This is a genomic window from Streptomyces abikoensis (assembly GCF_014648775.1).
Taxonomy (GTDB): domain Bacteria; phylum Actinomycetota; class Actinomycetes; order Streptomycetales; family Streptomycetaceae; genus Streptomyces; species Streptomyces abikoensis.
In genome coordinates, this window is record NZ_BMRT01000003.1 from 247,733 (window position 1) to 269,655 (window position 21,923).

The 21,923-nt window shown below is 74.9% G+C and carries 13 protein-coding genes; 4 read left to right on the plus strand and 9 right to left on the minus strand.

Annotated elements, in window-relative coordinates; translation table 11 throughout:
• The first annotated feature begins 1 nt into the window (after nucleotide 1).
• The gene (locus IE096_RS11425) at nucleotides 2-1,009 is read left to right on the plus strand and encodes a methyltransferase (protein ID WP_189451312.1); all 1,008 of its coding nucleotides are present in this window, start codon (nucleotides 2-4) and stop codon (nucleotides 1,007-1,009) included.
• On the opposite strand, the gene IE096_RS11430 is transcribed toward IE096_RS11425, so the two are convergent.
• The 9 genes from IE096_RS11430 to IE096_RS11470 form a co-directional block, all read right to left on the minus strand.
• Nucleotides 1,010-4,387, minus strand: coding sequence for an NACHT domain-containing protein (locus tag IE096_RS11430; protein WP_189451313.1), 3,378 nt, complete (start codon nucleotides 4,385-4,387; stop codon nucleotides 1,010-1,012). It abuts the gene before it with no gap.
• A 304-nt stretch (nucleotides 4,388-4,691) separates the two neighbouring features.
• Nucleotides 4,692-5,639, minus strand: coding sequence for a hypothetical protein (locus IE096_RS11435; protein WP_189451314.1), 948 nt, complete (start codon nucleotides 5,637-5,639; stop codon nucleotides 4,692-4,694).
• A 16-nt stretch (nucleotides 5,640-5,655) separates the two neighbouring features.
• Nucleotides 5,656-6,096, minus strand: a complete 441-nt coding sequence (locus IE096_RS11440; protein WP_189451315.1) for an acyl-CoA thioesterase — start codon at nucleotides 6,094-6,096, stop codon at nucleotides 5,656-5,658.
• On the minus strand, nucleotides 6,093-12,161 hold the full coding sequence (locus IE096_RS31825) for a type I polyketide synthase (RefSeq protein WP_189451316.1): 6,069 nt from the start codon (nucleotides 12,159-12,161) through the stop codon (nucleotides 6,093-6,095). Before IE096_RS31825 ends, IE096_RS11440 begins: the two co-directional genes overlap by 4 nt.
• Nucleotides 12,158-13,135, minus strand: coding sequence for an enediyne biosynthesis protein UnbU (locus IE096_RS11450; RefSeq protein WP_189451317.1), 978 nt, complete (start codon nucleotides 13,133-13,135; stop codon nucleotides 12,158-12,160). Before IE096_RS11450 ends, IE096_RS31825 begins: the two co-directional genes overlap by 4 nt.
• Before the next feature lie 23 nt (nucleotides 13,136-13,158).
• A complete protein-coding gene (locus tag IE096_RS31830) occupies nucleotides 13,159-15,090 on the minus strand; it encodes a CRTAC1 family protein (protein WP_189451318.1) in 1,932 nt (643 codons plus the stop codon).
• A 43-nt stretch (nucleotides 15,091-15,133) separates the two neighbouring features.
• On the minus strand, nucleotides 15,134-16,120 hold the full coding sequence (locus IE096_RS11460; protein WP_189451319.1) for a DUF1702 family protein: 987 nt from the start codon (nucleotides 16,118-16,120) through the stop codon (nucleotides 15,134-15,136).
• Nucleotides 16,121-16,295: 175 nt separating this feature from the next.
• A complete protein-coding gene (locus IE096_RS11465) occupies nucleotides 16,296-17,060 on the minus strand; it encodes an SDR family NAD(P)-dependent oxidoreductase (protein WP_189451320.1) in 765 nt (254 codons plus the stop codon).
• Between the two features lie 77 nt (nucleotides 17,061-17,137).
• The gene (locus tag IE096_RS11470) at nucleotides 17,138-17,854 is read right to left on the minus strand and encodes a winged helix-turn-helix transcriptional regulator (RefSeq protein WP_189451321.1); all 717 of its coding nucleotides are present in this window, start codon (nucleotides 17,852-17,854) and stop codon (nucleotides 17,138-17,140) included.
• Nucleotides 17,855-17,970: 116 nt separating this feature from the next.
• On the opposite strand from IE096_RS11470, the gene IE096_RS11475 reads away from it, so the two are divergent.
• Genes IE096_RS11475 through IE096_RS11485 form a run of 3 tightly spaced genes read left to right on the plus strand, consistent with a single transcriptional unit; the run spans nucleotide 17,971 to nucleotide 21,919 of the window.
• Nucleotides 17,971-19,038, plus strand: coding sequence for a class I SAM-dependent methyltransferase (locus IE096_RS11475; protein WP_189451322.1), 1,068 nt, complete (start codon nucleotides 17,971-17,973; stop codon nucleotides 19,036-19,038).
• 32 nt (nucleotides 19,039-19,070) lie between these two features.
• The gene (locus IE096_RS11480) at nucleotides 19,071-20,477 is read left to right on the plus strand and encodes an alpha/beta fold hydrolase (protein WP_189451323.1); all 1,407 of its coding nucleotides are present in this window, start codon (nucleotides 19,071-19,073) and stop codon (nucleotides 20,475-20,477) included.
• Entirely contained in the window at nucleotides 20,474-21,919 is a 1,446-nt protein-coding gene (locus IE096_RS11485) for an alpha/beta fold hydrolase (RefSeq protein WP_189451324.1), read from the plus strand. The genes IE096_RS11480 and IE096_RS11485 overlap by 4 nt, the downstream gene beginning before the upstream one ends.
• Nucleotides 21,920-21,923: the final 4 nt, after the last annotated feature.

Sequence of the window (21,923 nt, forward strand, 5' to 3'; positions counted from 1 at the left end):
CATGGACAAGGACTTCGCGCGACTCCTGTCGCTGAAGGACACGCTGACGCCGTGGGCCCTGCGGGCCGTGGTGACCCTCGGCGTCCCCGACCTGCTCGCCGACGGCGAGCTCGGGGTCGCCGAGCTGGCCCGGCGCACGGGCGTCGTCCCGGACGCCCTCCACCGGGTCCTGCGACTGCTCGCGGCGCGCGGCGTCTTCACGGAGCCGGCCCCGGGCGTCTTCGCCCCAACTCCGCTGTCCCGGCTGCTCGAGTCGGACCACCGCCCGATCAGCCTCCACCCCTGGCTCGACCTGGCCGGCGCCATCGGGCGCGGCGACCGCGCCTGCGTCCACATCCTGGAGGCGCTGCGCACGGGCCTGCCGGTGTACGAGCGGGTCTACGGGCGGCCGGTCTGGGAGGACCTGGCGGCGGACCCCGTCCTGACGGCGTCGTTCGACACGGCGATGGCGGCCCGCGCCACAGTCCTGGCCCCGGCGGTGGCCACCGGCTACGACTGGCCGTCGGCCCGCCACGTCCTCGACGCCGGCGGCGGCACGGGCACCGTCCTGGCCGAACTCCTCCGCATCCACCCCCACTTACGGGGCACCCTCCTGGACCGCGCCCCGGCCGTTACGGCGGCCCGCGACAGCTGGGGCGCCACGGCGGAGGGACGACGCTGCACGTTCACACCGGGCAGCTTCTTCGACGCCTTGCCGCTCGGCGCGGACGTGATCCTGCTGGTGAGCGTCATCCACGACTGGGCGGACGAACACGCGGTGGCGATCCTGCGCCGCTGCGCGGAGGCCCTGCCGCCGGGCGGGCGCGTCCTGATCGCCGAGCACGTCCGCGACGAGGACCCGGGGGCGACTGCGGGCCTGCTGGAACTGGACCTCCTCATGCTCCTGGTCTACGGCGGCCGCGAACGAAGCCTGCCCGACTTCCGGGAACTCGGGGAACGAGCGGGGCTGCGGCTGGGTGGGGTGGCGGAGGCGGGGGGTGGGCTGAGCCTGCTGGAGTTCCAACGGTGATCAGCCGCGTACGAGCAGCAGTACTTCGCTGGGTGCGAGGACGCCTTCCGTACGGTCCTGCAGCACGGTGGTGCCGACGGCGACAAGCCAGCTGTGGGCTTCCAGTTGGTCGCTTCGCGCGCGGCGACCGAGGGCGTTGAGCGTCAGCGCGCCGAGGCGCAGCGCGGCAGCCGTGACGGGGTGCGGTCCATCCGACTGGCGCAGCATGGCCCTGCCGAGAACGGCCATGTGGTCGGCGAGGTGCTGCGCCAGGGGGCGCCATCCGGGTGTGCCCAGCTCGGTGAGCCCGGCGCAGGCGTCGGCCACGGCGGAGGGGAGCGCAGCGAGGTGATCGGCCAGTTCCTCAATGGGGACCGCGATGGGGGTGGGGTCGGCGACGATGTCCGAGCTGCATCCATTCAGCAGCTCGGCCAGGAGGAGGTGCAGGTCATGGCGCGGGAGTAGTAAGCCACCGTGTTCGGCGAGCTTCAAGGCCAGCGCGATCACGGCACCGGGCGCCAGCATGAGAATCGGCTCGCTCGCCGGATCGAAAAGGGAGGTATCGGTTCCGTCGAAATCGCCCATGCGCTCTACGGCGTCACGGCCCCATGTGACCTCCTCCTGTGGTGTGGCGACACCGAAACCAAACAGCTCGTTGGTGTAGTCCCCGAGGCCGTAGTCACGACCGGTCCCCAGGGCCAACGCGACAGCGTGCCCGGCGGCCGGGATGCGCGCGATGTTGTCCCGCAGTTGACCGTCCAGCTCCCGGGCCGTCGTCAACGCCGTCACCAGGTCGAGCGCTTCCCTCAAGTGACGGGCCTGATCGCGGGTGCGTGCCACGTGCTCATCGGGTTCGGCACGCATAACGTAGGCGGCATCCTGCTCCACCGCGTTGACGAAGTCGTGTGTCATGGCATGGGCGAAGACGAGGTCCATGTCCCGGGCACCGTCGAGGGCCTTGTCCAGCGCGTCGAGAAGAGCGGGCTGCATCCTGTGAGCACGTTCCAGTCCGCGCCCGAGCGTGAGAGAGCGGGCCGCTGTGAGCGCCTGGGAGAGGAGCGAGTGCAGGTCGTGGTCATACGTCGCCCCCAGTGTCGCGACGCGAAACCCGTGCGGAGCGAGTTGACGAGCCAGGTCATCGACACGGCGCAAGGCCCGTCGCAGGGCGCGCGCGTTGGCGTGCACGTAAGTGCAGCCGATGGCCGTGATCAGGGGTGGAAGCGTGCCATCCTGTCGAAGCCTGTCACGCACCCCTTCGGTACTCACCGCCCACGGAGACACCCCACCGTCCCCGACCCACAACTCCGTGCCCGCAGCGGCATCGTGACTCCACACCGTACGGTCCGCACCCCCGACGACATGCCGCGCCGCCGGGTCCTCCAGCTGCTCACGACTGGGCAGCCGGTAGACCGTATGCCCGGCGACCAGGGCGTTCACCCACCGGACGAACGCCCGGGCCGCACCCGCCGTGATGCCGACAGCCGAACCCCCCGGTTCCCGTCCGGCCGCCGCGCAGTGCGCGACCTCGCCGGGGAACTCCTCCGCGAACAGCCGGAAGATCTCGCCGGACACCGGGGCGTCGCAGAGGAAGACGTCGTCCGCCAGCCGTACGGCGGGCCGCAGTGAGCGGCCCACCGTGATGGCCGTCATCAGCCGGCGGTGTTCCGAGCCGGGCGGGGACTGCAGGGCACGTTGCCGGAACTCCTCCAGGTCCCTGCGGACCTGCGGCCGTACGCTGACCGCCTCCTCCAGGCAGTCGAAGGCGAGGGCCAGGGTCTGGGCGTCGCCCTCGGACAGGCACGCCTCGATGACGTCGCTGGGGTCCGAGAACGCCGCCCACAGCAGGATGACTTCCCGCCACCACGGGTCCGCCACCGACGCGATGAGCGTCGCCTCCAGACGGTGCTCACGGACGTACATGGCCGCGAGGTGCTCCTGGAAGGTCAGATGGGCGAAGGAGTACACGCCGATGTCGCGCTCCACCAACAGGCCGCTGTTGACGGTGGATTCGATGAACGCGCGCGGGTCGTGGCCCTCGCCCACGCGGTCCAGCGCCGGGCGCAGCAGGGTCTCCGCCTGATCGGTGGGGATGTCCCGCACGCGACCGGCCATCATCGTGTAGGCGAGTTCGCAGAGGACGGCCTCCTTCTGCGGGCCGCTCAGCACGGGGGTGTCGTCGGGCGGCTCCAGCCCCTTGGCCTCCTGCCTGCGGAAGAGCAGTACCTGGGAGATCTCGGCGTAGAGCTCGGCCCGGCTGCCCGGCAGTGCGCGCCGGTAGCGGTGGACGTTGGCGATCATGGTGAGGAGCAGGGGGTTGGAGGCCAGGTCGTAGAGGATCGGCCGCGCTCTCAGGCGCTCCAGGAGGTCGTCCGCCCGGGCGGAGGCCATCTGCCGGACTCCTTCGTCGGCGAGTCCGGTGCTGATGCGTTCGATGGCCTGGTACCAGCGGTGGAGGAAGCGGGAGACCTGTTCCCCGGTGAAGCGGCGCACCTGGAGGGTCTGGGCGCCGTTGAGGGGGCGGGACTGGTAGCCGTGCGGCCGTGACGTGATGATCCAGTCGTTCCGCGGATAGCGGGCGATCTGCCGTTCGACCCACTCCACCATGACGTGCCGGTCGCGTTGCCGGGCGACTTCGTCGAGGCCGTCGAGCATGATCACGCACTGGCCTCGTTCGAGGCGGGACTCGAACCAGCCGGGTGGTTCCGCCGTCTGAAGTCCGCCCATCGTGCCGCGGATGCGGTCGGCGAGCGTGACGTCCGGATCGGCGATGACCGCGGGGGCGTGGCGGCGCAGGAACAGGAAGACTGGGAGTGTCCTGGGGCAGTCCTTGCCGCGGCGGCGCCGGGTGGCGAGCCGTACGGCGGTGTACTGCAGGAGCGTGGTCTTGCCCGTGCCGGGTGCGCCGGTGATGGCGAGGACGACGGGGTCGGCCGTGGCCAGCAGGCTTTCCAGGGAGGTGCGCGAGGGCGCCTGCTGCGCCGGGCCGGTCAGCGTGCTTTCGGAGACCTTGTGCAGGGGGCTGGGCAGCAGGCCCACGTCCACGAAGATCTCCCGCAGGATCGGCGTCTGGTCGCCCTGGGTGGCGAGCCCCTTGAGGTCGGTGAAGCGGTGCCCGAATCTCACGAACTGGCGGTAGCGGCGTTCGAAGCGGGACAGTCTGCCGCGGACGAGCCGGTCCAGATGGTCGGCGGCGCGCGCCGCCCACCGGGCGTGCAGCTCGCCGAAGACCTTGCCGGCGAAGCCCACGAGCAGCACCAGGGCCTCGTAGCCGACCACCAGAACCGCACTGAGCACCGGCCGCCCGGCCACCCCGTCCCGTACCTGCAGCAGAACCGCCGCCGGCGGCACGACGGCCAGCACCGCGAGACCCGCCCGTGCCAGCAACCGGCTACCCGCCATGCGCCCTCCCCACGTCGTGAGGCGCCATGGTGCCACTCTCGGTCAAGGGAAGGGGTGGGTCTGGGAAAGAAGAGTTTCAGGCTGGCGCTCCCCACCGCTATCGCCTCAACGGCAATCTCGTCCCATCGGCGTTGTCGGCAAGGGCCTGCGTCCACCAGTGGTAGAGGAGCGCGATCCCGCCGTCTTCTGCCGTGTCGTCCATGACGGGCAGTACCACGCACCCCTGATCCGCGTGGCAGCGGTTCGCGGGCCTCCCGCCCGTGTGGCGCTTGGGGATTCCGCTGTCACCCGTGCCGGGACGGCTTCAGCTCCCGTTCCAGGGCATCGACGGGAACCACCACCAGTCGTAGCGGGCCGGCAGGCGGATGCCCCAGTAGACGACGGTGAAGGTGCCGAACAGCAGCAGGGCCGTGCCCGTGACGCGGGCGGCGCGAGTGGGGGTGGCGTTGAGCCAGCGGGGGACGCGGCCGTGGGCGGTCAGGGCCAGGGCGAGGAAGAGGACGGCTACGACCACCACGTTGCCGAGCGCGATCAGGGCGAACAGCAGTGCGCCGTAGAGGGCGTTGTGGGTGTCGGCGGCGTAGGCGAACGCCTTGCGGAAGAGGGGGTAGGGGCGGCCGATGACGAAGCCGCCGATGAGGGCGCCGATCAGCAGGAGACGTAGGCGTTCGGGGTTGCGGGTGCGGCCGGCCAGGGGGTCGGGGGCCAGGCCGAGGGCGGAGAAGCCCAGCCAGACCATGGCCAGGCCGATCACCGTGAAGACGATCAGGGCCTGGAGGGCGCGCGGCGGTATGCCGCCACTGCCGGTGGCCTGGGACAGCTGGGGCACGTCCGGGCCGATCGCGGCGCAGATCCCGCCGTATACGGCCGCCACCGCGACCGCCGACGCCGTGACCCAGGCCAGCGGGCGCAGGGCGGCGGCCAGCCGGCCGCCACGGGTGCCGGCGGTGTCGCCGGTGCCGGCCATGGGGGCGAGGGCACCGAACGCGGCCACGTTGCAGGCGGTGAACGTGCCCGCCAGGCCCACGACGAAGGCGAAGACGACGCCCGCGCCGCTGCCGGGAATGTCGTCCTTCAGGGAGTCCCGGCCCAGGAGGCCGTCGGCCGTGTCGACTCCCAGCCCGTCGACGAGCCGCGCCGACCAGACGACGGCGAGCAGGACGCCCGCCGCGACGCCCGCGACCGCGCAGGCGGTGGTGGCGGTGGTGCGCCGGTCCGTGGCCGTTGTGACGGCCGGATGGGTCCGTGCCATGGCGTGTCCCCCTCGGTCAGGTGCTGAAGGGCCGCAGGGCGTGGAGGAGTTCCTCCGGCACCGGCTCCGGCTCCATGTCGCCGCCGTCGCCGGTGCGGCGCATGCAGGCGACGGTCTGGTGGCCGCGGGCCACCAGTTCCGGCGGGCTGCCGGCGCGCATGTAGTCGAAGGCCATCTCGACGCGGTTGCCGGCGAGGTGGCGCAGCGACATGTGGATGTCGATCTCGTCCAGGGCGCGGCACTCGCGCAGGTACTCCACGTCGCAGGAGACCGTCACGAGCGTGAGGCCCTGGGCGAAGGCCGCGACCGTGCCCGGCGCGTGTTCGGCCAGGAAGCGTTCGCGGCAGTGGCCCTGCCAGCGCACGTAGTGGGCGAAGTAGACGTTGCCGGCGAGGTTGGTCTCCTCGAACGGCACGTGGTGGCGGTGGACGTAGGCGCGCCGCCCGGGCGTCGTCATGCGCGGCCTCCGGCGACGCCCACCCGGACGGACCGCGGCACGCGGACGGGTGGCCCGCTGCCGACCGCCACCGCGACCGGAGACGGCAGGCCCGCGACGCGGACGACGACCGTGGCGACGGCCAGGTCACCGGCGCGCAGCAGCACCCAGCCGTCGGCGGCGGTGCGCTCGACGCGCAGCGGGGCGTCCGGGCGGGCGCCAAGGGCCAGCATGACCTGACGGCATGTCAGTAGGCGGGCGTAGCCGTGCCCGGTCGGCCCGCCCGTCGCACTGTCCGCCTCCTCGGCCACGGCGGCGGCGAGCGGGCCGAGCAGGGAGCGCCAGCGCTCGGGGAGCGCGTCGGGCACGGGTGCCCAGTCCACGGCCACGGGCCGGCCGGCGACGGCGGCCAGGACCCGGTCGCCCAGGTGGGCGGCGCGGCGGAAGCCGTCCGTGCCGGGCAACAGGCCGTCGGCCGTGGGCCCGGCGGCGAGGTCCGCGCGGGCCTCGGGCAGGAGGCGGTCCAGGACGCGGGTGAGGTACGGGCCGAGGAGTTCGGCGGGCCAGGGCGCGCCGGCGGGCCGGGGCAGCGGACCCACGTCCTTCAGCCGCAGGCCATGCCACGTCTCCAGGACCGCCCCCGCCTCGGACTCCACGCGCACGTCGTAGCGGTAGCCGTCGGCGTCGCGCGCCGTCTCGTGCGCGTGGACGATCACGATGCCTTCGCCGGGTGCCGGACCGTGGAACCGCACGGCGTCCACGCCCACCGGCAGCACGCGCCGGTGGGGCACGCAGCCCTGGAGCACGTGCACGTACGCGTCGCGCAGGGCCGCGTCCCCCAGCAGCAGCCGGGGGCTGTGGAAGCCGCTGAACCACTCCCCCGCGCCGCCCGCCGCCACTTCCGCCACGCAGTGGCGGCCGCTGAGCCGCCGGTAGCGCACCACGCGGCGGAAGCGCGGCCCGTGGAAGAACAGTTCGCCGTAGTGGGGCGAGCGCGCGGCAGGGGTGGGGGCCGCCACCGGTGCGCGAGTGGACTCACCGCCCGTCCGGTACACCGCGCGGAAGTGGTCGGCCGAGAAGCCCGTCTCGTCGCTGCGCAGCACCGCGGCCACCGTGCCGTCGTCGTGCCGCAGCGCGGCGACGCGCACGGTACGGGAGCCGTCCGGTGGCACGGTGACCGGCCGTTCGAAGGCGGCCTCGGTGACGGTGAGCACGCCGTCGTGCCCGGTGACGGCGGCCGCCGCCTGGGCCATGGCCTCCAGCCCCACGACGGCCGGCAGCAGGGGCACGCCGTCGAGGGCGTGGTCGGCCAGGTACGGGTCGCCGCCCAGGCCCACGCGGGCGTCGGCCACCACCTCCACGCCCGGCTGGTGCACCAGCGGGCGTTCCAGGAACCGCAGCAGCGGCAGCGACTCGTCGGCGTGGCGGAGCGTCTCGGCGCGGGGCAGCCGCCCGGCGACCAGCACGGCGGACGGCAGGTCCGGGGCGCCGAGCAGGGACAGCAGGGTCCTCGTGCCGTCGGCCACGGGGATCGGGGCGACGCCCTGGCGGCGCAGCGTCTCGACGGCCCCGAGCCGCTGGGCCATGCCCGCGCCCTCCCACTGCGACCACTCGATCGTCAGGCAGCGGCAGTGCGGCAGGGCCTCGGCGAGCTCGTCGACGCGGCGCCGCATCAGGTCGTTGGCCAGGGCGTAGTCGGCCTCCCCCGGCAGCCCGATCCGGGCGATCACCGAGCCGAAGGCCACGAGGAGGCGCAGCCGCCGGGTGTCCACGGCGGCGAGGACCGCGTCCAGCCCGTCCCGCTTGGGCGCGCAGGCGGCGCGCAGGCGATCGGGGGTGACGGACTCCAGCCGCCCGGGCTCGTTGCGCCCGGCGCAGTGCAGGACGGCCGTGACGGGTCCGAGGCGCGCCTCGGCCTCGGCGACGCGGCGGCGCACGGCGGCGGGGTCGGTGACGTCGGCCGTGACGTACAGCGCGGTCACCTTCTCGTCGTCGAAACGGCGTAGCCATGTGTCGACTTCGGCGTCGTCGCCCGGTGCGCTTCGTCCCAGCAGGACGAGGCACGCTCCGGTGGCGCGGGCGAGGGCGAGCGCCGACTCGGCGCCGATGCCCTTGGCTCCGCCGGTCACCAGGCAGACATCGCCGGGCCCGAGGGGGATCGCGGCGGCGTCCGGCGCCGGCAGGGGCCGGTGTTCGGTGACGGGCGCGTGGGGGCGACCGGTGTCGTCGAGGACGATCTCGGCGTAGCCGGCGATGCCCCGCGCCACGGCCTCGTCGGCGGCCTGCCTTATGCCGTCGGGGTGGGGCGGCGCGTCCACGACGAGGCAGGACAGGCCGGGGCGTTCGGCGGCGACCGAGCGGGCGACGACGTCACCGACGGCGCGGTGGTGGAGCAGGAGCAGGGGCGCCTCGGCGTTCGCCGCCGCCGCGTGGAGGGCGGCCACGCACTCCTCGGGCGTGGGGTCGGGGGGCAGGGCGACGACGGTGGCGGGGACGGCGTCGGCGTCGTCCGTGGTGGGGAAGGCGGCGTGGATGGCGTCGGCGAGGGGGTGGCCGTCGGGGACGAGGCGGGTCCAGGTGCGGGCCCTCGTCGCACGACCGTTCGCGGTGGCCGGGCGGGGGACGAGCCGGTGGGTGAAGGCCCGCACCCAGGGGGCGATGCCTTCGACGGGCGCGTCCCCCTCGCCCTCGCCCCGGGACGCCGGCAACGCGGCGATGTGGGCGGCGAGCCCGGCCACGCTGGCGGTGACGAGCGCCCCCGTGTCGACGGGCGCCTCCCGCCCGAGCGCGCGGGCGGCGTCGGCGGCGATCTGGGCGAGGCGGAGGGAGTTCACATGGAGGTCGGAGAGGAGGAGGTCGTCGTCACGGATGGCGTCGGCGGGGAGTTCGAGGGCGGTGGCGACGAGCGTGCGGATGGTAGTGAGGGGGCCACCCCCTCGCGCAGCCGGGGGCTCCGCCCCCGGGCCCCCGACGACGTCCGTGCCGGCCGCTCCGCCAGCGGATCCCACAGGCGGCCTCGGCGCCGGAGGGAGGACCCCGCTGCCGGAAGGCGACATCCTCGGCTCGCCGGACGACCGGGGCGAAGCGCCGACCGGCCTGGACCCGGCCGGAGTCGCATCACCGCCGTCCACACCTCCACGCGCCCGGTCCGCCCCGGCCGGGCCGCGCGCGCCCGAGGGCTTCGCCGCCTCCCCAACCCGTGGCGGCAAGCCGCCCCCCGCCTCGCCGGCCGCAGGCCACGCCGCGTCGCCGCCGCCCGGCCGGGCCAGCGGCGCGCTCGCCCCTCCGGGTGCGCCCGCGCCCCCACGCGCGCTCCCGCCCCCGCGCCCGGGCCGCTGCGGCGCCTCGGGGGCCCGGGGGCCCGCCCCCGGCGGAAACGGTGAAGGGGTGGGATCGGGGAAGACAACCTCGCACGGGTTCGACAGGAACACCCGTGGCCGGGACAGGTCCAGCGGCCGGTGGAAGCGCCCCGCCGTCCAGGCGCGGACGTCCGCGCCGCAGGCCGCGTACAGCGCCGCCGTCGTCGCCGCCAGCGCCCCCACGCCACCCGTGACGTCGAGGGTCAGGACGGGCGCTGTCGTGTTGGCGCGCGCCAGCGCGGACACCGTCGTGCCCGCGCCCACCTCCATCAGCACGTCCACGTGCCGCGCCAGCTCCCCCACCGCCTCGCCGAACCGGACCGGCGCCGTCACCTGCTCCGTCAGCAGCGCGGCCACATCCGTGTCCGGCCCGAGAACGGCAGCCGTCACCGAGGAGACCACCGTGCCCGAGAGCCGGCCGAAGCCGGCCTCCATGAAGCACTTCTCCAGCTCCGGCAGCGCCGGTCGCATCGCCGCCGAGTGGAAAGCGTGGGAAACCGCCAGAGCAACGACGCCCACGCCCCGGCGACGCGCCTCCGCCCGGACCAGCGCCAGGGACGGCACGGGGCCCGCGACCGTCAGCCGGTCGGGGCCGTTGACGGCCGCGATCACCGCGTCCGTGCCCGCCAGCAGGGACTCCGCCGTCTCCACCGGCGCCGCCACCGCGAGCATCCCGCCGCCGCCCTCCGCGTACCGGGCCATGAGGTCGCCCCGGGCGCGGGCGAGCCGGACGGCGACGGCCGGGGGCAGGGCACCGGCCCAGGTCAGGGCGGTGAGTTCGCCGAGGCTGTGGCCGAGCGCGGCCCGGGCGCGGACACCCAGCCGGTCCAGGTAGCGCAGCCCGGCCAGCGAGGCCGCGACCACGGCGGGCTGCACCACGGCCGTGTCGACGTCACCACCCCGCCCCTCCGGTACCTCCGCCAGCAGGTCCCCCACCCCCACCATCCGCCCCAGCGGGCCCACGCGTCCGCCCGCCGTGCCCTGCCCCGGGAAGAGCAGGCCGAGCCGGGCCGTGGGGCCCACGCCCGTGAACACCCCGGCGGCCGCGTCCCCGTGGAACCCCGGCCGCCCGCCGAGCGAGCCCGCCGCCGCCCTCAGCCGCTCCGCCAGCTCGCCGGGCGAGGAGGCGGTCACCGCCACCCGGACAGCGGCCCCCTTCCCGTGCGCGGAAGCCGCCAACTCGGCACACAGGTCCGTCAGTTCCGCCTCCGACAAGGACTCCGCCGTCCCCGCCAGCCGCAGCAGCCGTCCCGCGACCTCCCCGGCGTCGTCCCCGCCCACCGGGAAGACCTCCCACCCGGGCGCGGGCACATACGGACGTGGATACGCGTACGGATGCCGTCGCGCATCCGCGTTCTCCAGGACGACGTGGGCGTTGACGCCACCGAAGCCCACGGAGTTGACGGACGCCCGGCGCGGCACCGCGCGGCCCGGCCAGTCCTCCGGTTCGCCGAGGGTGCGCAGGGGGCCCGTGAGCAGCGGGTGGGGGTCGTCGCAGCCGGTGGTGGGCGGCAGGACGCCGTGGTGGACGGCGAGGGCGGCCTTGATCAGCCCGGCCGCGCCCGCCGCCGCCTTCGTGTGCCCGATGTTCGCCTTGACGCTGCCCAGCGCCACCGGCGGGCCGCCCCCGGAGCCCAGCGCGGCGCCCAGCACCGCGAGCTCCACCTCGTCGCCGACGGCCGTGCCCGTGCCGTGGCCCTCGATCAGGCCGGCCGTCGCCGGGGCGAAGCCGGCGCGTTCGTAGGCGCGGCGCAGGGCGAGCGCCTGGCCGGTGCGTTCGGGGCGGGTGAGGCCGCCGTGGCCGTCGGAGGACAGGCCCCAGCCCTCGACGACGGCGTAGGCGCGCAGGCCCAGGCGCCGGGCGTCCTCGGCGCGGGCGAGGACGAGCACGCCGCAGCCCTCGCCGGGCAGGAAGCCGGTCGGGTTCCGGTCGTAGACGCGCATGGGGCCCCGGGCGAGCGCGCCGAGGCGCGAGAAGCCGACGAGTTCGAAGGGGTCGAGGCTGAGGTCGACGCCACCGGCCAGGGCGAGGTCGAGGTCGCCCGCCGCGAGCGCCGTGCAGGCGGTGACGACGGAGACGAGCGACGAGGCGCACGCGGCGTCGACGGTGTAGCCGGCGCCGTGGAAGCCGAAGTGGTTGCAGATCCGGCCGCTGATGGTGTTGGCGAGGCCACCGGCCAGGGACTCGTCGCCGGGGACGGGGAAGGGGCTCTTGTAGAGCTCCTCCAGTTCGCCCAGCAGCTCCCGCCGTTCGCCCTCCGCCAGGCCGCGCCGGCCGAGGACCGTCTCGACCGTGCGGCGGACGTACGGCCAGCGCAGCCGCAACAGCCCGGTGCGGGAGAACTCGCCGGTGAGGGAGTTGCCGATGACGACGCCCACGCGGTCCCGGTCCAGGCCCTCCCCCTCCGCCAGGCCCGCGTCGCGCAGCGCGGCCGCGGCGACGTCGAGGGCGAGCCAGTGGGTGAGGTCCGCGGCGCGGAAGGCGCCGCCGGGCACCCGGAAGGCCTGCCGGTCGAAGGTCCAGCCCTCGAGGACGGCCGCCCGTTCGGCGACGATGTCGTCGCCGGCCCCCGAGACGCCCGGCGCGTAGTCGGCGATCCGCAGCCGCTCGGGCGGGATCCGGCGGAACGCCCGGCGCCCGGCGAGCACGGTCCGCCACAGCTCGTCGGGGCCGTCGGCGTCCGGATAGCGACAGGCCATCCCCACGATGGCGACAGGGCACTTCACGGAGCCTCCCGCACAACAGCAGGACGAGCGGGACGAAGACCGGAGAAACGTTCCACCAAAGGCGCCGTCAGCGGCAGCGTCACCAGCGCCACCCACCGCACCACGCACACCACCGCCAGCGCGAAGAACAGGCCGAAGGTGATGTGCAGGACCATCAGCGTCCCGTACGCGGCCGCGATCCCCAGCCCGAAGGCGAACTGGCGGCGGGGCGCGAACGGCGTCGTCCCCGGGTCGCTGATCATGTAGTTGGTGTAGAGGATGAAGGCCACACCGGTCATCGGCGACAGCGCGCCGAGCAGCCAGGCGTCGGTGAACGCGGCGCGCAGCAGCGCCTGGAGGACGAAGCCGCCGGCCCAGCCCAGCAGCAGCGGCATCTTCAGCGTCAGCTTGGCGTTGAGCATCGTGCCGGCCACCAGCACCGCGAACGGGATGATCCAGCGCAGCACGCCGGGCGGGTACTCGGTGAACTCGTACGGCGGGGCGATGCCCACCCAGTCGTAGATCAGCAGGGTGGCGACGATCCCGGTGTTGGACGGGTTGAGGACGTGCTGGGGCTTGCCGCGCACCCGGGCGCGCACCGCGTACTTGGAGCCGATGCCGACGGCGGCGGCGAACGCGATGGGCCAGAGCCGGTCGTTGGCGTAGAGCAGCATGGAGCAGGCGAGGCCGGTGATATGCGCGGGCAGCATGAAGTCGAGGACCTTGCCGAACGGGCCCAGGTAGCGCGGCCGGCGGCGGCGCGCGGCCGCGTCGACGGTCTCCAGCAGCAGTTCGGTGGCGTAGGCGGTGCCGACGGCGACGAACGGGGTCGCGTACGCCTGCTCGAAGCCCAGCCAGGTCAGGCCGACGATGTTGAGGACGGTGATGGAGAGCGCGAAGCGGCGCAGGGCCTTGCTGCGGCGCTTCTCCGGGGTGGGGCCGGCGGGTTTCCCGGTGGCGGGGGCGGTCGGGGAGGCGGGGGCGGTGGTCGTCACGGGGGCACCTCTTCGGAAGACCTTCAGGAGAGGACGACGGTGTGGGCGCCGGGCGTCAGGGACCGGGTGGTCCGGTGCGGCCCGGTGGCGTCGCGCCAGGTGATCTCGACGGCGACCGGTCGCTGCGCGTCCGCTCCGGCCCCCAGCCCGAAGAGCAGCTCGGAGCTGTTGACGCCGGTGTGCCCGTTGGCCGGCTGGAGCTGCTGGGTCCGCGTCCGGCCGTCGGCGGTGCGGACGGTGACGCGGGCGCCGATGGCCGGGGTGGTGGCCGTGCCGCCCGGCACGGCGGCGGGCACGACCGGGCGCAGCGCCAGATACGGCCCGGCGGTGGGGCCGGTGTTGCGGTGGTGGACGGACCGGCCCCACTGGTTGGCCACGACGATGTCGAGGCGTCCGTCGCCGTCGGCGTCGGTGAGGGCGTAGGAGCGGCTGGGCACCTTCTCGTCGAGCCCGGTCTCCTTGGCCAGGTCGGTGTAGCGGCCTTCGGCGGTGCGCACCCAGAAGCGGTTGCCTGCGGCGCCGGAGAGGTCGTCGCCGGGTTTGACGCGGGGCCAGCTCAGCGGGGAGTGGAGCACGCTGTCGTTGGCCATGGCGAGCTCCTGGAGCTCGGGCCACTTGTTGGTGCCGCCCTTGACGAAGCCGACGGCCTGGAGGATCTGGGGGGTGCCGCTGTGGTCGAAGTCGCCGGTCTTGACGTCCCAGGACCAGCCGGAGCGGGACAGGCCCAGGTCCTCGCTGCGGTCGTGGTAGGGGGCGATGCCCTTGGCGAGGTCGGAGAGGGGGCCGTTCCGGGTGAAGACGAAGTTGGACTCCTCCAGGGCGTAGGGGAGCGTGATGTTGCTGACGAGGATGTCGGGTTCGCCGCGTCCGGTGAGGTCGGCGAAGGCGACGCCCATGCCCTTGAAGGAGTCGTGGCCGAGGACCTTGGACTTGGGAGTGGTGAAGGTCCGGCGGCCCTCGGCGAGGGAGTAGGACGGCTTGCCGGGCCGGGAGTGGTTGACGAGCAGCCGGTCGGGGCCGAAGTCGTTGGCGATGTAGAGCTCGGGCAGCCCGTCGCCGTCGAGGTCCTGGGCGCCGAGCGCCAGGGCCCAGCCGTGGCGGACGCCCGCGGGCAGGGCGTCGGGCGCGTCCCGGAAGCGGGCCTCGGGGTCGGGCCCGCTCCGGCCCGAGTGCCACAGCAGGACGTGGGTGCTGCCCGCGTTGCGGGCGTTGGACATGCCGTCCTGCATGGCCATCCGGGGGTCGTCGGCGGCCTCGGTGTCGAGGACCTTGGCACCGTCCGGGAAGTAGTTGCCGACGATCAGGTCGGGCCGGCCGTCGCCGTCGACGTCGGTGAGGTTGACGGTGGTGGTGTTCCACACGCTCATGGGCGAGACGAGTTCGGTGGCGTGGAAGGCGGCGGCGGAGGGCGCGACGGGCTTGCCGTCGGGGCCGGTCCGCCGCAGGAAGAGGACCGGGGAGCGGCCCCAGTAGTAGACGAGGACGCCGGTGAGCCCGTTCTGGGCGAAGTCGCCGGTGACACAGCCCATGGGGGCCATGGTGCGCGGGTTCCAGGGCAGCCCTTCCGGGGTGAGGGTGAAGGGCGCGTACCGTCCGGCGGAGCCCGGCAGGGGGCGGACGGTCACGGAGTCGTCGCGCGGGTCGACGAGGCAGGCGTCGGCGTCGCGGCCGGTGCCGGCGATGTCGCCGACGGCGACGCTCGCGCCGACGGCCGAGATCCACGCGGAGATCCGGCGCAGCGCGGGCTGTACCTGCCGCTCGGTCCGGGCCCCGGCGGGGTCGCCGTTGAGGTACTCGGAGGTGAAGCGGAAGCGCTCGGCCAGCCGGTCCCGTTCCGCCCCGGACGTGCCGGGCCGGACGGCCGCCACGCCCAGGCAGGAGGCGATCACCACGGCGACGACGGGCGCGGCGAGCGCTCGCCACTCGATGCGGGGCCAGCGGGGCGTGCGGGGCATGTTCCCTCCGTAATCGGCCGACCGGGCGTCCAGGTGAGGGGCGTCAGCGGGAGGCGAGCGCGCTCCCGCTGATCAGGGCCCGCCAGGCGAGGAAGTCGCCGAGGCTGCCGTCGCCGCGCAGCCGCCGTTCGGCGTCCAGCGTCCAGCCCGCGGCCGTCACCGCGTCGACGCCCACGAGCCGGAGGACCCCGCGGTGGGTGTGCTCGGGGATGTGGCCGCCCCGGCGGCGGGCCTCGGCGGCGAAGGCGGCGCCCTGGGCGAGGTGCTGCCAGTAGGGGCCGGAGCGCTCGCGCAGCCGGTCCAGTTCCGCGTCGGCGGCTCCCCCGGCGTAGCAGGCGGCCAGGCCCACGCCGCTCCACAGGTGGGAGCGGCGGTCCTCGGGGAAGGCGGCGACGGTCTCGGCGATGCGGTCGGGGTCGGCGGCCTCGACGAACCACAGGCTCCGGCCGAGGCCCTGGTGGCGTACGGTGCCGCCGGGCCGGGGCGGGCCCTTGCGGGCGATCCGGGCCACCGCCGTCCGCCCGCCGAAGTAGCCGTCCGAGAAGCCGAGGCCGTCCAGCGCGAGCCAGCCCAGCAGCGGGTCGAGGCCGAGCATGCGGCGCGCCCCGGGCAGCGGCGCCTTGGCCAGCGCCCAGCCGGCGCCCACGTGGACGAGGTGGACGTAGTCCCGGCCGGGCCCCCTGAGCAGGGCGCGGACGCGACGCCCCCCGGTGAGGGCGAGGGTGTCGAGGAGGGCGCAGGCCATGCCCGCGCCCTCGTAGGCGAAGCCGCGCTCTGTGGGGTCGAGGTCGGTCAGCCGCTCCTGGACGGCGCCGGGGGCGGCCGTCAGGGCCGTGTTGAAGCCGGTGAGGAAGGAACGGCCGTGGCGTTCCAGGACGCGCCGGCTCTCCGGCCTGTCGCAGGGGAAGCCGCGGACCGCGAAGTCGGCCGTCTCCTCGCGCAGACACAGCCGGCGGGCCCAGCGGGGGGCCGCGGGGCCCTGCCGCGCACGGGTGCGCGAGCGGGGCGGAGCTGAAGGCTTTCCGGGCATGTGCGACCCCCGTCCTGTCCTCAAGGGTGGTGCGCCGCCGGGGAGTTCTCCGGCGCGGGTCGGCGACCGGACTCGAACACAGTGCGTATTGCTATCAGTTGTGGAAGTGACGGTCAACACATCCGGTTCGCGCCACCGGCGATTCGGCCGAAAAGACGGCCCCCTCCCCGACCGTTCACCGCAGCTGCTCGGCCGGGCGCAGCAGCACCTCTCCGATCGCCATGCGCCGGGGCCGGGTGACGACGTGGACGATCGTCCCGGCGACGTCCTCGGGGCGCAGCGGGGTGCCGGGGTCGAAGCCGTCGGCGAGGGCGGCGAGCACCTCGGGCCGGGAGTGGGTGGGGAGCTCGGTGGCGACGAAGCCGGGCTCGACGACGCAGACCCGCACGTGGCGGCGGGCGACCTCCTGGCGCAGGGCCTCGCTGAAGCCGTTCACCCCGGATTTGGTGGCGTCGTAGAGGGCGGTATGGGGCGTGGCGGCGCGGGCGCCGCTGGAGCTGACGTTGACGACGTCGGCGACGCGCCGGGGGCCGTCGGCGGCGGCGCGCAGCAGGTGGGGCAGGGCGGCGCGGGTGACGAGGGCGGTGCCCAGCAGGTTGACGCCGACCATGCGGTGCCACTCCTCGGTGGGCGCGCCGTCGACGGGGCCGAGCAGCAGCACGCCGGCGGCGTTCACGACGATGTCGAGCCGCCCGTGGGCGGCGAGGGCCGCCTCGACGGCCGTGACCGCTCCGGACTCGGTGGCGAGGTCGGCCTCGGCGACGAACGCCCGGCCGCCCAGCGCCTCGACGGCCTCGGCGACCTTCAGGAGGCGGTCGCCGCGCCGGGCGACGAGGGTCACCCGGGCGCCCTCGGCGGCCAGCGCCAGGGCGGTGGCCTCGCCGATGCCGCTGGAGGCGCCGGTCACCAGGGCGGTGGTCCCTGCCAGTGCGTCGCTCACGACGGTGATCCCTTCCTCGGGGACGTCCTCGGGGACGACTTCCTCGGGACGACCGGCGGGTGCGGCCGCCCTGTCCGTCAGCCGGGCGGGGCGGCGGCCGCCACCGGTTCCCCGCTCCCGTCGGGGCGGCGGGCGGCGGCGTCCAGCAGCCCCATGAACTCCACGCAGCGCCGGGCGGCCTCGGGATCGCCGTCGATCCGCAGCCGGCCGGAGATCAGCGCCTCGAAGGGCGTGCGCATCTCGGCGCCGATGCTCACGAACGTCTCCGCGTCCGTGACGACGACCAGGGCCGGGGCGTCGGCGGGCCCGCGCCGGGTGACGGCGCGGCCGGCGGCCACCTCGATGTGGAACGTCTCGTCGGCCACGCGGAATTCGTAGGCTTCGTCGACCTCGGGCACCGGACGTCCGTGGATCATCGCCTGGACGGCCAGGATGCCCCAGGCGGCGCGCACGGCGCCGCCGCGCGCCCCCTCCTCGCCCAGGAACGCCATCCCCCACCGGGCCAGCGCCAGCAGGGGCTCCCTGAGCTGCTCGCCGCGCGTGGTGAGGCGGTAGCGCCTGCCCCGCCCGTCGCCGGGCACGGCCGCCGACTCCAGCACCCCGCGCGCGGCGAGCGCCCGCAGCCGGTCGGAGAGCAGATTGGGGCCGAGGCCGGGCAGGTTGGCCAGGATCTCGTTGAAGCGCGCCGGGCCGATGAGGAGCTCCCGGACGATGAGCAGCGCCCAGCGTTCGCCGACGACGTCGAGGCCGGCGGCGAGGCCGCAGAACTGCCCGTAATTCCGCTTGCCCGTCATGACGCACCCTCAGCTTCCGCCCCCATTACTACACTTCATGGTAGCAATGGGTCCGCCACGGCGTGAGCAACCTGGGAGAAGGCGACCCTCCGGGCCGTTCACTACAGTCGGGCGCCATGGACGGATGCGACAGCACTGCCGTGCAAGCGTTCGCCGGCCGCTTCCTGGACGACGTGAGCGGCGGGATGACCAGCGTCCTCGTCGCCCTGGGCGACCGTCTGGGCCTCTTCCGCGCGCTCGCCGAGGGCGGCCCGGCGAGCAGCGCGGAGCTCGCCGCCCGCGCGGGGCTGGACGAGCGCCACGTCCGCGAATGGCTCCTGGGCCTCCTCAGCGCGGGCTACCTGGAAGCCGGGCAGGACGCCGTCTTCTCGCTCCCTCTTGAGCACGCCGCCGTACTGGCCCACGACGACTCGCCGTTCTTCATGGGCGGCGCGGCCGGGCTCGTGCCCGCGCTCGCCGCGATGCTGGAGCCCGTCACCGAGGCGTTCCGCTCGGGCGGCGGCGTCCCGCAGGAGGCGTACCCCGAGGGCCTCTACCGGACGATGTGGCGGATGAGCGCCAGCTGGCTGGGCACCCTGCTGCTCCCCCAGTGGATCCCCGCGATCGACGGCCTCGCCGGGCGCCTGGCGGCCGGCGGCCGCGTCGCCCACCTGGGCAGCGGCGGCGGCCACGCGCTCGTGCTGATCGCCGGGGCCTTCCCGCGCGCCCGCTGCACCGGTTACGACCGGCTGCGGCTCCACGTCGACCGCGCGCGCCGGGAGGCGGCGGACGCCGGGGTGTCCGACCGCGTGGAGTTCGTCCACGGCGACGCCGCCGACCTGCTGCCCGCCACGGGCGACCACGCCCTCGTCCTCGCCCTCGACGTCCTCCACGACGCCCCGGACCCGGCGGCGACCCTCCACGCGGTGCGGGCCGCCCTCGCCGACGACGGGGTGCTCCTCCTCCTGGAGAGCGCGGGCGCCGAACGCGCCACGGACAACCGCGGCGCGGCGGCCGCGCTGCTGTACGGGGCGAGCGTGCTGTACAGCGTGCCGGTGTCGCTGGCGGCGAAGGGGAGGGCGCCGGGGATGCTGGGGTTGCCGGCGGGGGAGTTGCGGCGCCTTTGCCACGACGCCGGGTTGCGGTCGGTGCGGGAGCTTCCGGCGCCGACGCCGCTCAACGCGCTGTACGAGATCAGGCCTTGAGAGTGCCCCGGTCCCGCCCGAGAGGGGAACCCGTGCAGCCCACCTGGCGCCCCGCCGAAGAAGACGCCCTGACGGGCCTGGACGTCACAACCGTCGCCGTCCCGCTGGACCACGCCGACACCGAAGGCCCGTCCATCGAGCTGGCGCTCGCCCGCCACCCCGCCCGCACCCCCACCCGCCGCCTCGGCACCCTCCTCGTCCCCCCGGACGACCCCGGCAACCGGGGCACCCTCCTCGTCCCCCAGCTGGTGGCGGCATTGCCGCCGGCCGTCCTCGACCAGTACGACATCGTCGGCTTCGACCACCGCTTCAGCGGCCGCAGCCACCCCCTCTCCTGCGGGCTCACCCCCGACCAATGGCTGTGGATCTTCCACACCCCCCAGGACGCCGACACCGAGGCCCGCTACCAACAGCGCATCGTCGAACGCTGCTTCCGCGAGGCCGGTGACCTCCTCCCCCACCTCACCTCACGGGCCATCGCCCACGACATCGAGGTGATCCGCCGCGCCCTCGGCGAGGAGCGGATGTCCCTGCTCGGCTACTCCTACGGGAGTCACCTCGGCGCGCTGTGGACGCAGTTGTACGGCGCGCACGCCGACCGGGTCGTCCTCGACAGCGTGATCGACCCGGACTCCGTGTGGCGGCGGATGTTCCTCGACTACGCCGCGAGCTGCGAGACCGCGCTCGGCCGGTGGTCGGCGTGGGCCGCGCGGCGCCACGAGGAGCTGGCGCTGGGCACGACCCCGACGGCCGTGCGCGAAGCGGTCGCCCGGCTCACCGCGCGCGCCGACCGGGAGGGGACGGAGGTGGCCGGCCTCCCCGTCGACGGCACGATGCTGCGCCTGCTCACCATGGTGCTGCTCGCCGACGACCTGGCCTGGGGCTTCCTCGGCGACGTGCTGCGCGCCGCCGTCCACGGCGGGCAGGCGTCACCGGAGGCACGCCGGGCGCTGGGCGCGATGTTCGGGCGCGGCAAGGAGGAGAGCGGGGCCGTCGCCCAGCTCGCGGTGCTCGGCGGCGACGCGCCGTGGCCGCGCGACCCGGCCGGCTACCGCCGGGACATGGCGGCGGCCGCCGAACGGCACCCGTTCATCGGGCCGGCGATGGCCGCGCCCAAGGCCGGCGCCTTCTGGCCCCGGGAGGCCGGGACACGCCGCCCGCCCCGCACCGTCCTCGGCCGGGACAACCACGCCGAGAGCGTGCTGCTCGTGCGTGCCGAGCACGCCATGTTCACCCCCGCGCGCGGGGCCGCGCGGCTGAGGGAACTGCTGGCGCACAACTCCCGGCTGGTCACCGCCGCCGGTACCGGCGCCCACCGGGTGTTCCCGTTCCACGGCCACCCCGGCGTCGACGGGACGGTCACCGAGTACCTGCTCACCGGCAAGCTGCCCGACACGGACCTCACCTTCACCACCGGTCACGGGAGGGACGCCTCATGAACGACCCCGCCCTGCGCGCCGACGCGATCCGGGACTTCCAGAAGCAGTCCCTGTCCTGGCACCCGGCCGACGAGGAGGCCCTCGCCGGTCTGGAGTGCGCCGAGCTGACCGTCCCGCTGGACTACGCCGACCCCACCGGCCGCACCCTGACCCTGGGCCTCGTGCGGTCCCCGGCGGCGGCGCCCGAGCGGCGGCGCGGCGTGCTGCTGATCGGGCCCGGCGACGACCTGGGCAACCGGGGCACGCTGCTCGGCGCGCAGCTCGCGCGGGCGCTGCCCAAGGAGGTGCTGGCGCGCTACGACGTGGTGGCGTTCGACCACCGGTTCATGGGCCGCAGCAGCCCGGTCGTGTGCGGGCTGGAGCCGGAGGAACGCTTCTGGGTGTTCCACCAGCCCCGCGACTTCGCCCACGAGGTCCGCTTCCAGGCGGAGGTCGCGGCGAAGGTCGCCGAAGTCGCCCTGGACGTCCTGCCGTTCGCCAGCTCGCGGAACATCGCCCGCGACATGGAGGTCATCCGGGGCGCGCTGGGCGAGGAGCGGCTGTCCTATCTGGGCTACTCCTACGGCACGTACCTGGGCGCGGTGTGGACGCAGATGTTCGGCGAGCACGCCGACCGAGTCGTCCTGGACAGCCTGTGCAGCCCGGACTGGGTGTGGCGGGGGCTGTTCACCGACTTCCCGCCCAACGGCGAACGCGCCCTGGGCCGCTGGACCCGCTGGGCCGCCCGGCACCACGACGAGCTGGCGCTGGGCGCCACACCGCCGGAGGTCCGGGCCTCCTACGACCGGCTGCTGGCCCGGGTCGACGCGGACGAGGCGGTGACGGTCAACGGCTTCCCGCTGGACCGCACCCTCGCCCGGCTGATCGTCGTGGGGATGCTCAACAGCGACCTCAACTACGCGCACCTGGGCGACGTCCTGCGCTCCGCCGTGCACGGCGCGCCGCTGACCCCCGCGACCCTCTCCTTCCTGGCGACGATGTTCGGGCAGCCGAAGGAGGAGAGCGGCACGGTCGCCCAGCTGGCCATCCTCGCGGGCGACTGGTCCTGGCCGCGCCGGCTGGGCCCGTACGAGCGGGACATGGCCCGCGCGGCGCGCGCGTACCCGTTCACGGGGGCGGCCCTGGCGGGGATCAAGGCGACGGCGTTCTGGCCGGTGCCGCCGAGCGAGCCGGTGACCCGGCTGGGGGCGGGCAACCGCGCCCGGAGCGTCCTGCTCGTCCAGTCCGCCGAGGACATGTCCACGCCGCACGCGGCCGCCGTGCGGATGCGTGAGGTGCTGCGGCACAACTCCCGGCTGGTCACCGTCGCCGACACCGCCCACCACCGGGTCTTCCCCTTCTACGGCAACCCCGGCGCCGACGAGGCGGCCACCGCCTATCTGGTCGACGGCACCCTGCCGAGGACCGACGTCGTCTGCCCCAACCCCCGGCCGCAGGTGTGAGGGA

What these genes read in the sequence shown, in the direction of transcription:
- IE096_RS11485 (WP_189451324.1), top strand. Translation starts at nt 20,474, where the DNA reads ATGAACGACCCCGCCCTGCGCGCCGACGCGATCCGGGACTTCCAGAAG.
- IE096_RS31830 (WP_189451318.1), bottom strand. Translation starts at nt 15,090, where the DNA reads ATGCCCCGCACGCCCCGCTGGCCCCGCATCGAGTGGCGAGCGCTCGCC.
- IE096_RS11440 (WP_189451315.1), bottom strand. Translation starts at nt 6,096, where the DNA reads ATGACGACGCCCGGGCGGCGCGCCTACGTCCACCGCCACCACGTGCCG.
- IE096_RS11435 (WP_189451314.1), bottom strand. Translation starts at nt 5,639, where the DNA reads ATGGCACGGACCCATCCGGCCGTCACAACGGCCACGGACCGGCGCACC.
- IE096_RS11460 (WP_189451319.1), bottom strand. Translation starts at nt 16,120, where the DNA reads ATGCCCGGAAAGCCTTCAGCTCCGCCCCGCTCGCGCACCCGTGCGCGG.
- IE096_RS11475 (WP_189451322.1), top strand. Translation starts at nt 17,971, where the DNA reads ATGGACGGATGCGACAGCACTGCCGTGCAAGCGTTCGCCGGCCGCTTC.
- IE096_RS11470 (WP_189451321.1), bottom strand. Translation starts at nt 17,854, where the DNA reads ATGACGGGCAAGCGGAATTACGGGCAGTTCTGCGGCCTCGCCGCCGGC.
- IE096_RS11425 (WP_189451312.1), top strand. Translation starts at nt 2, where the DNA reads ATGGACAAGGACTTCGCGCGACTCCTGTCGCTGAAGGACACGCTGACG.
- IE096_RS11430 (WP_189451313.1), bottom strand. Translation starts at nt 4,387, where the DNA reads ATGGCGGGTAGCCGGTTGCTGGCACGGGCGGGTCTCGCGGTGCTGGCC.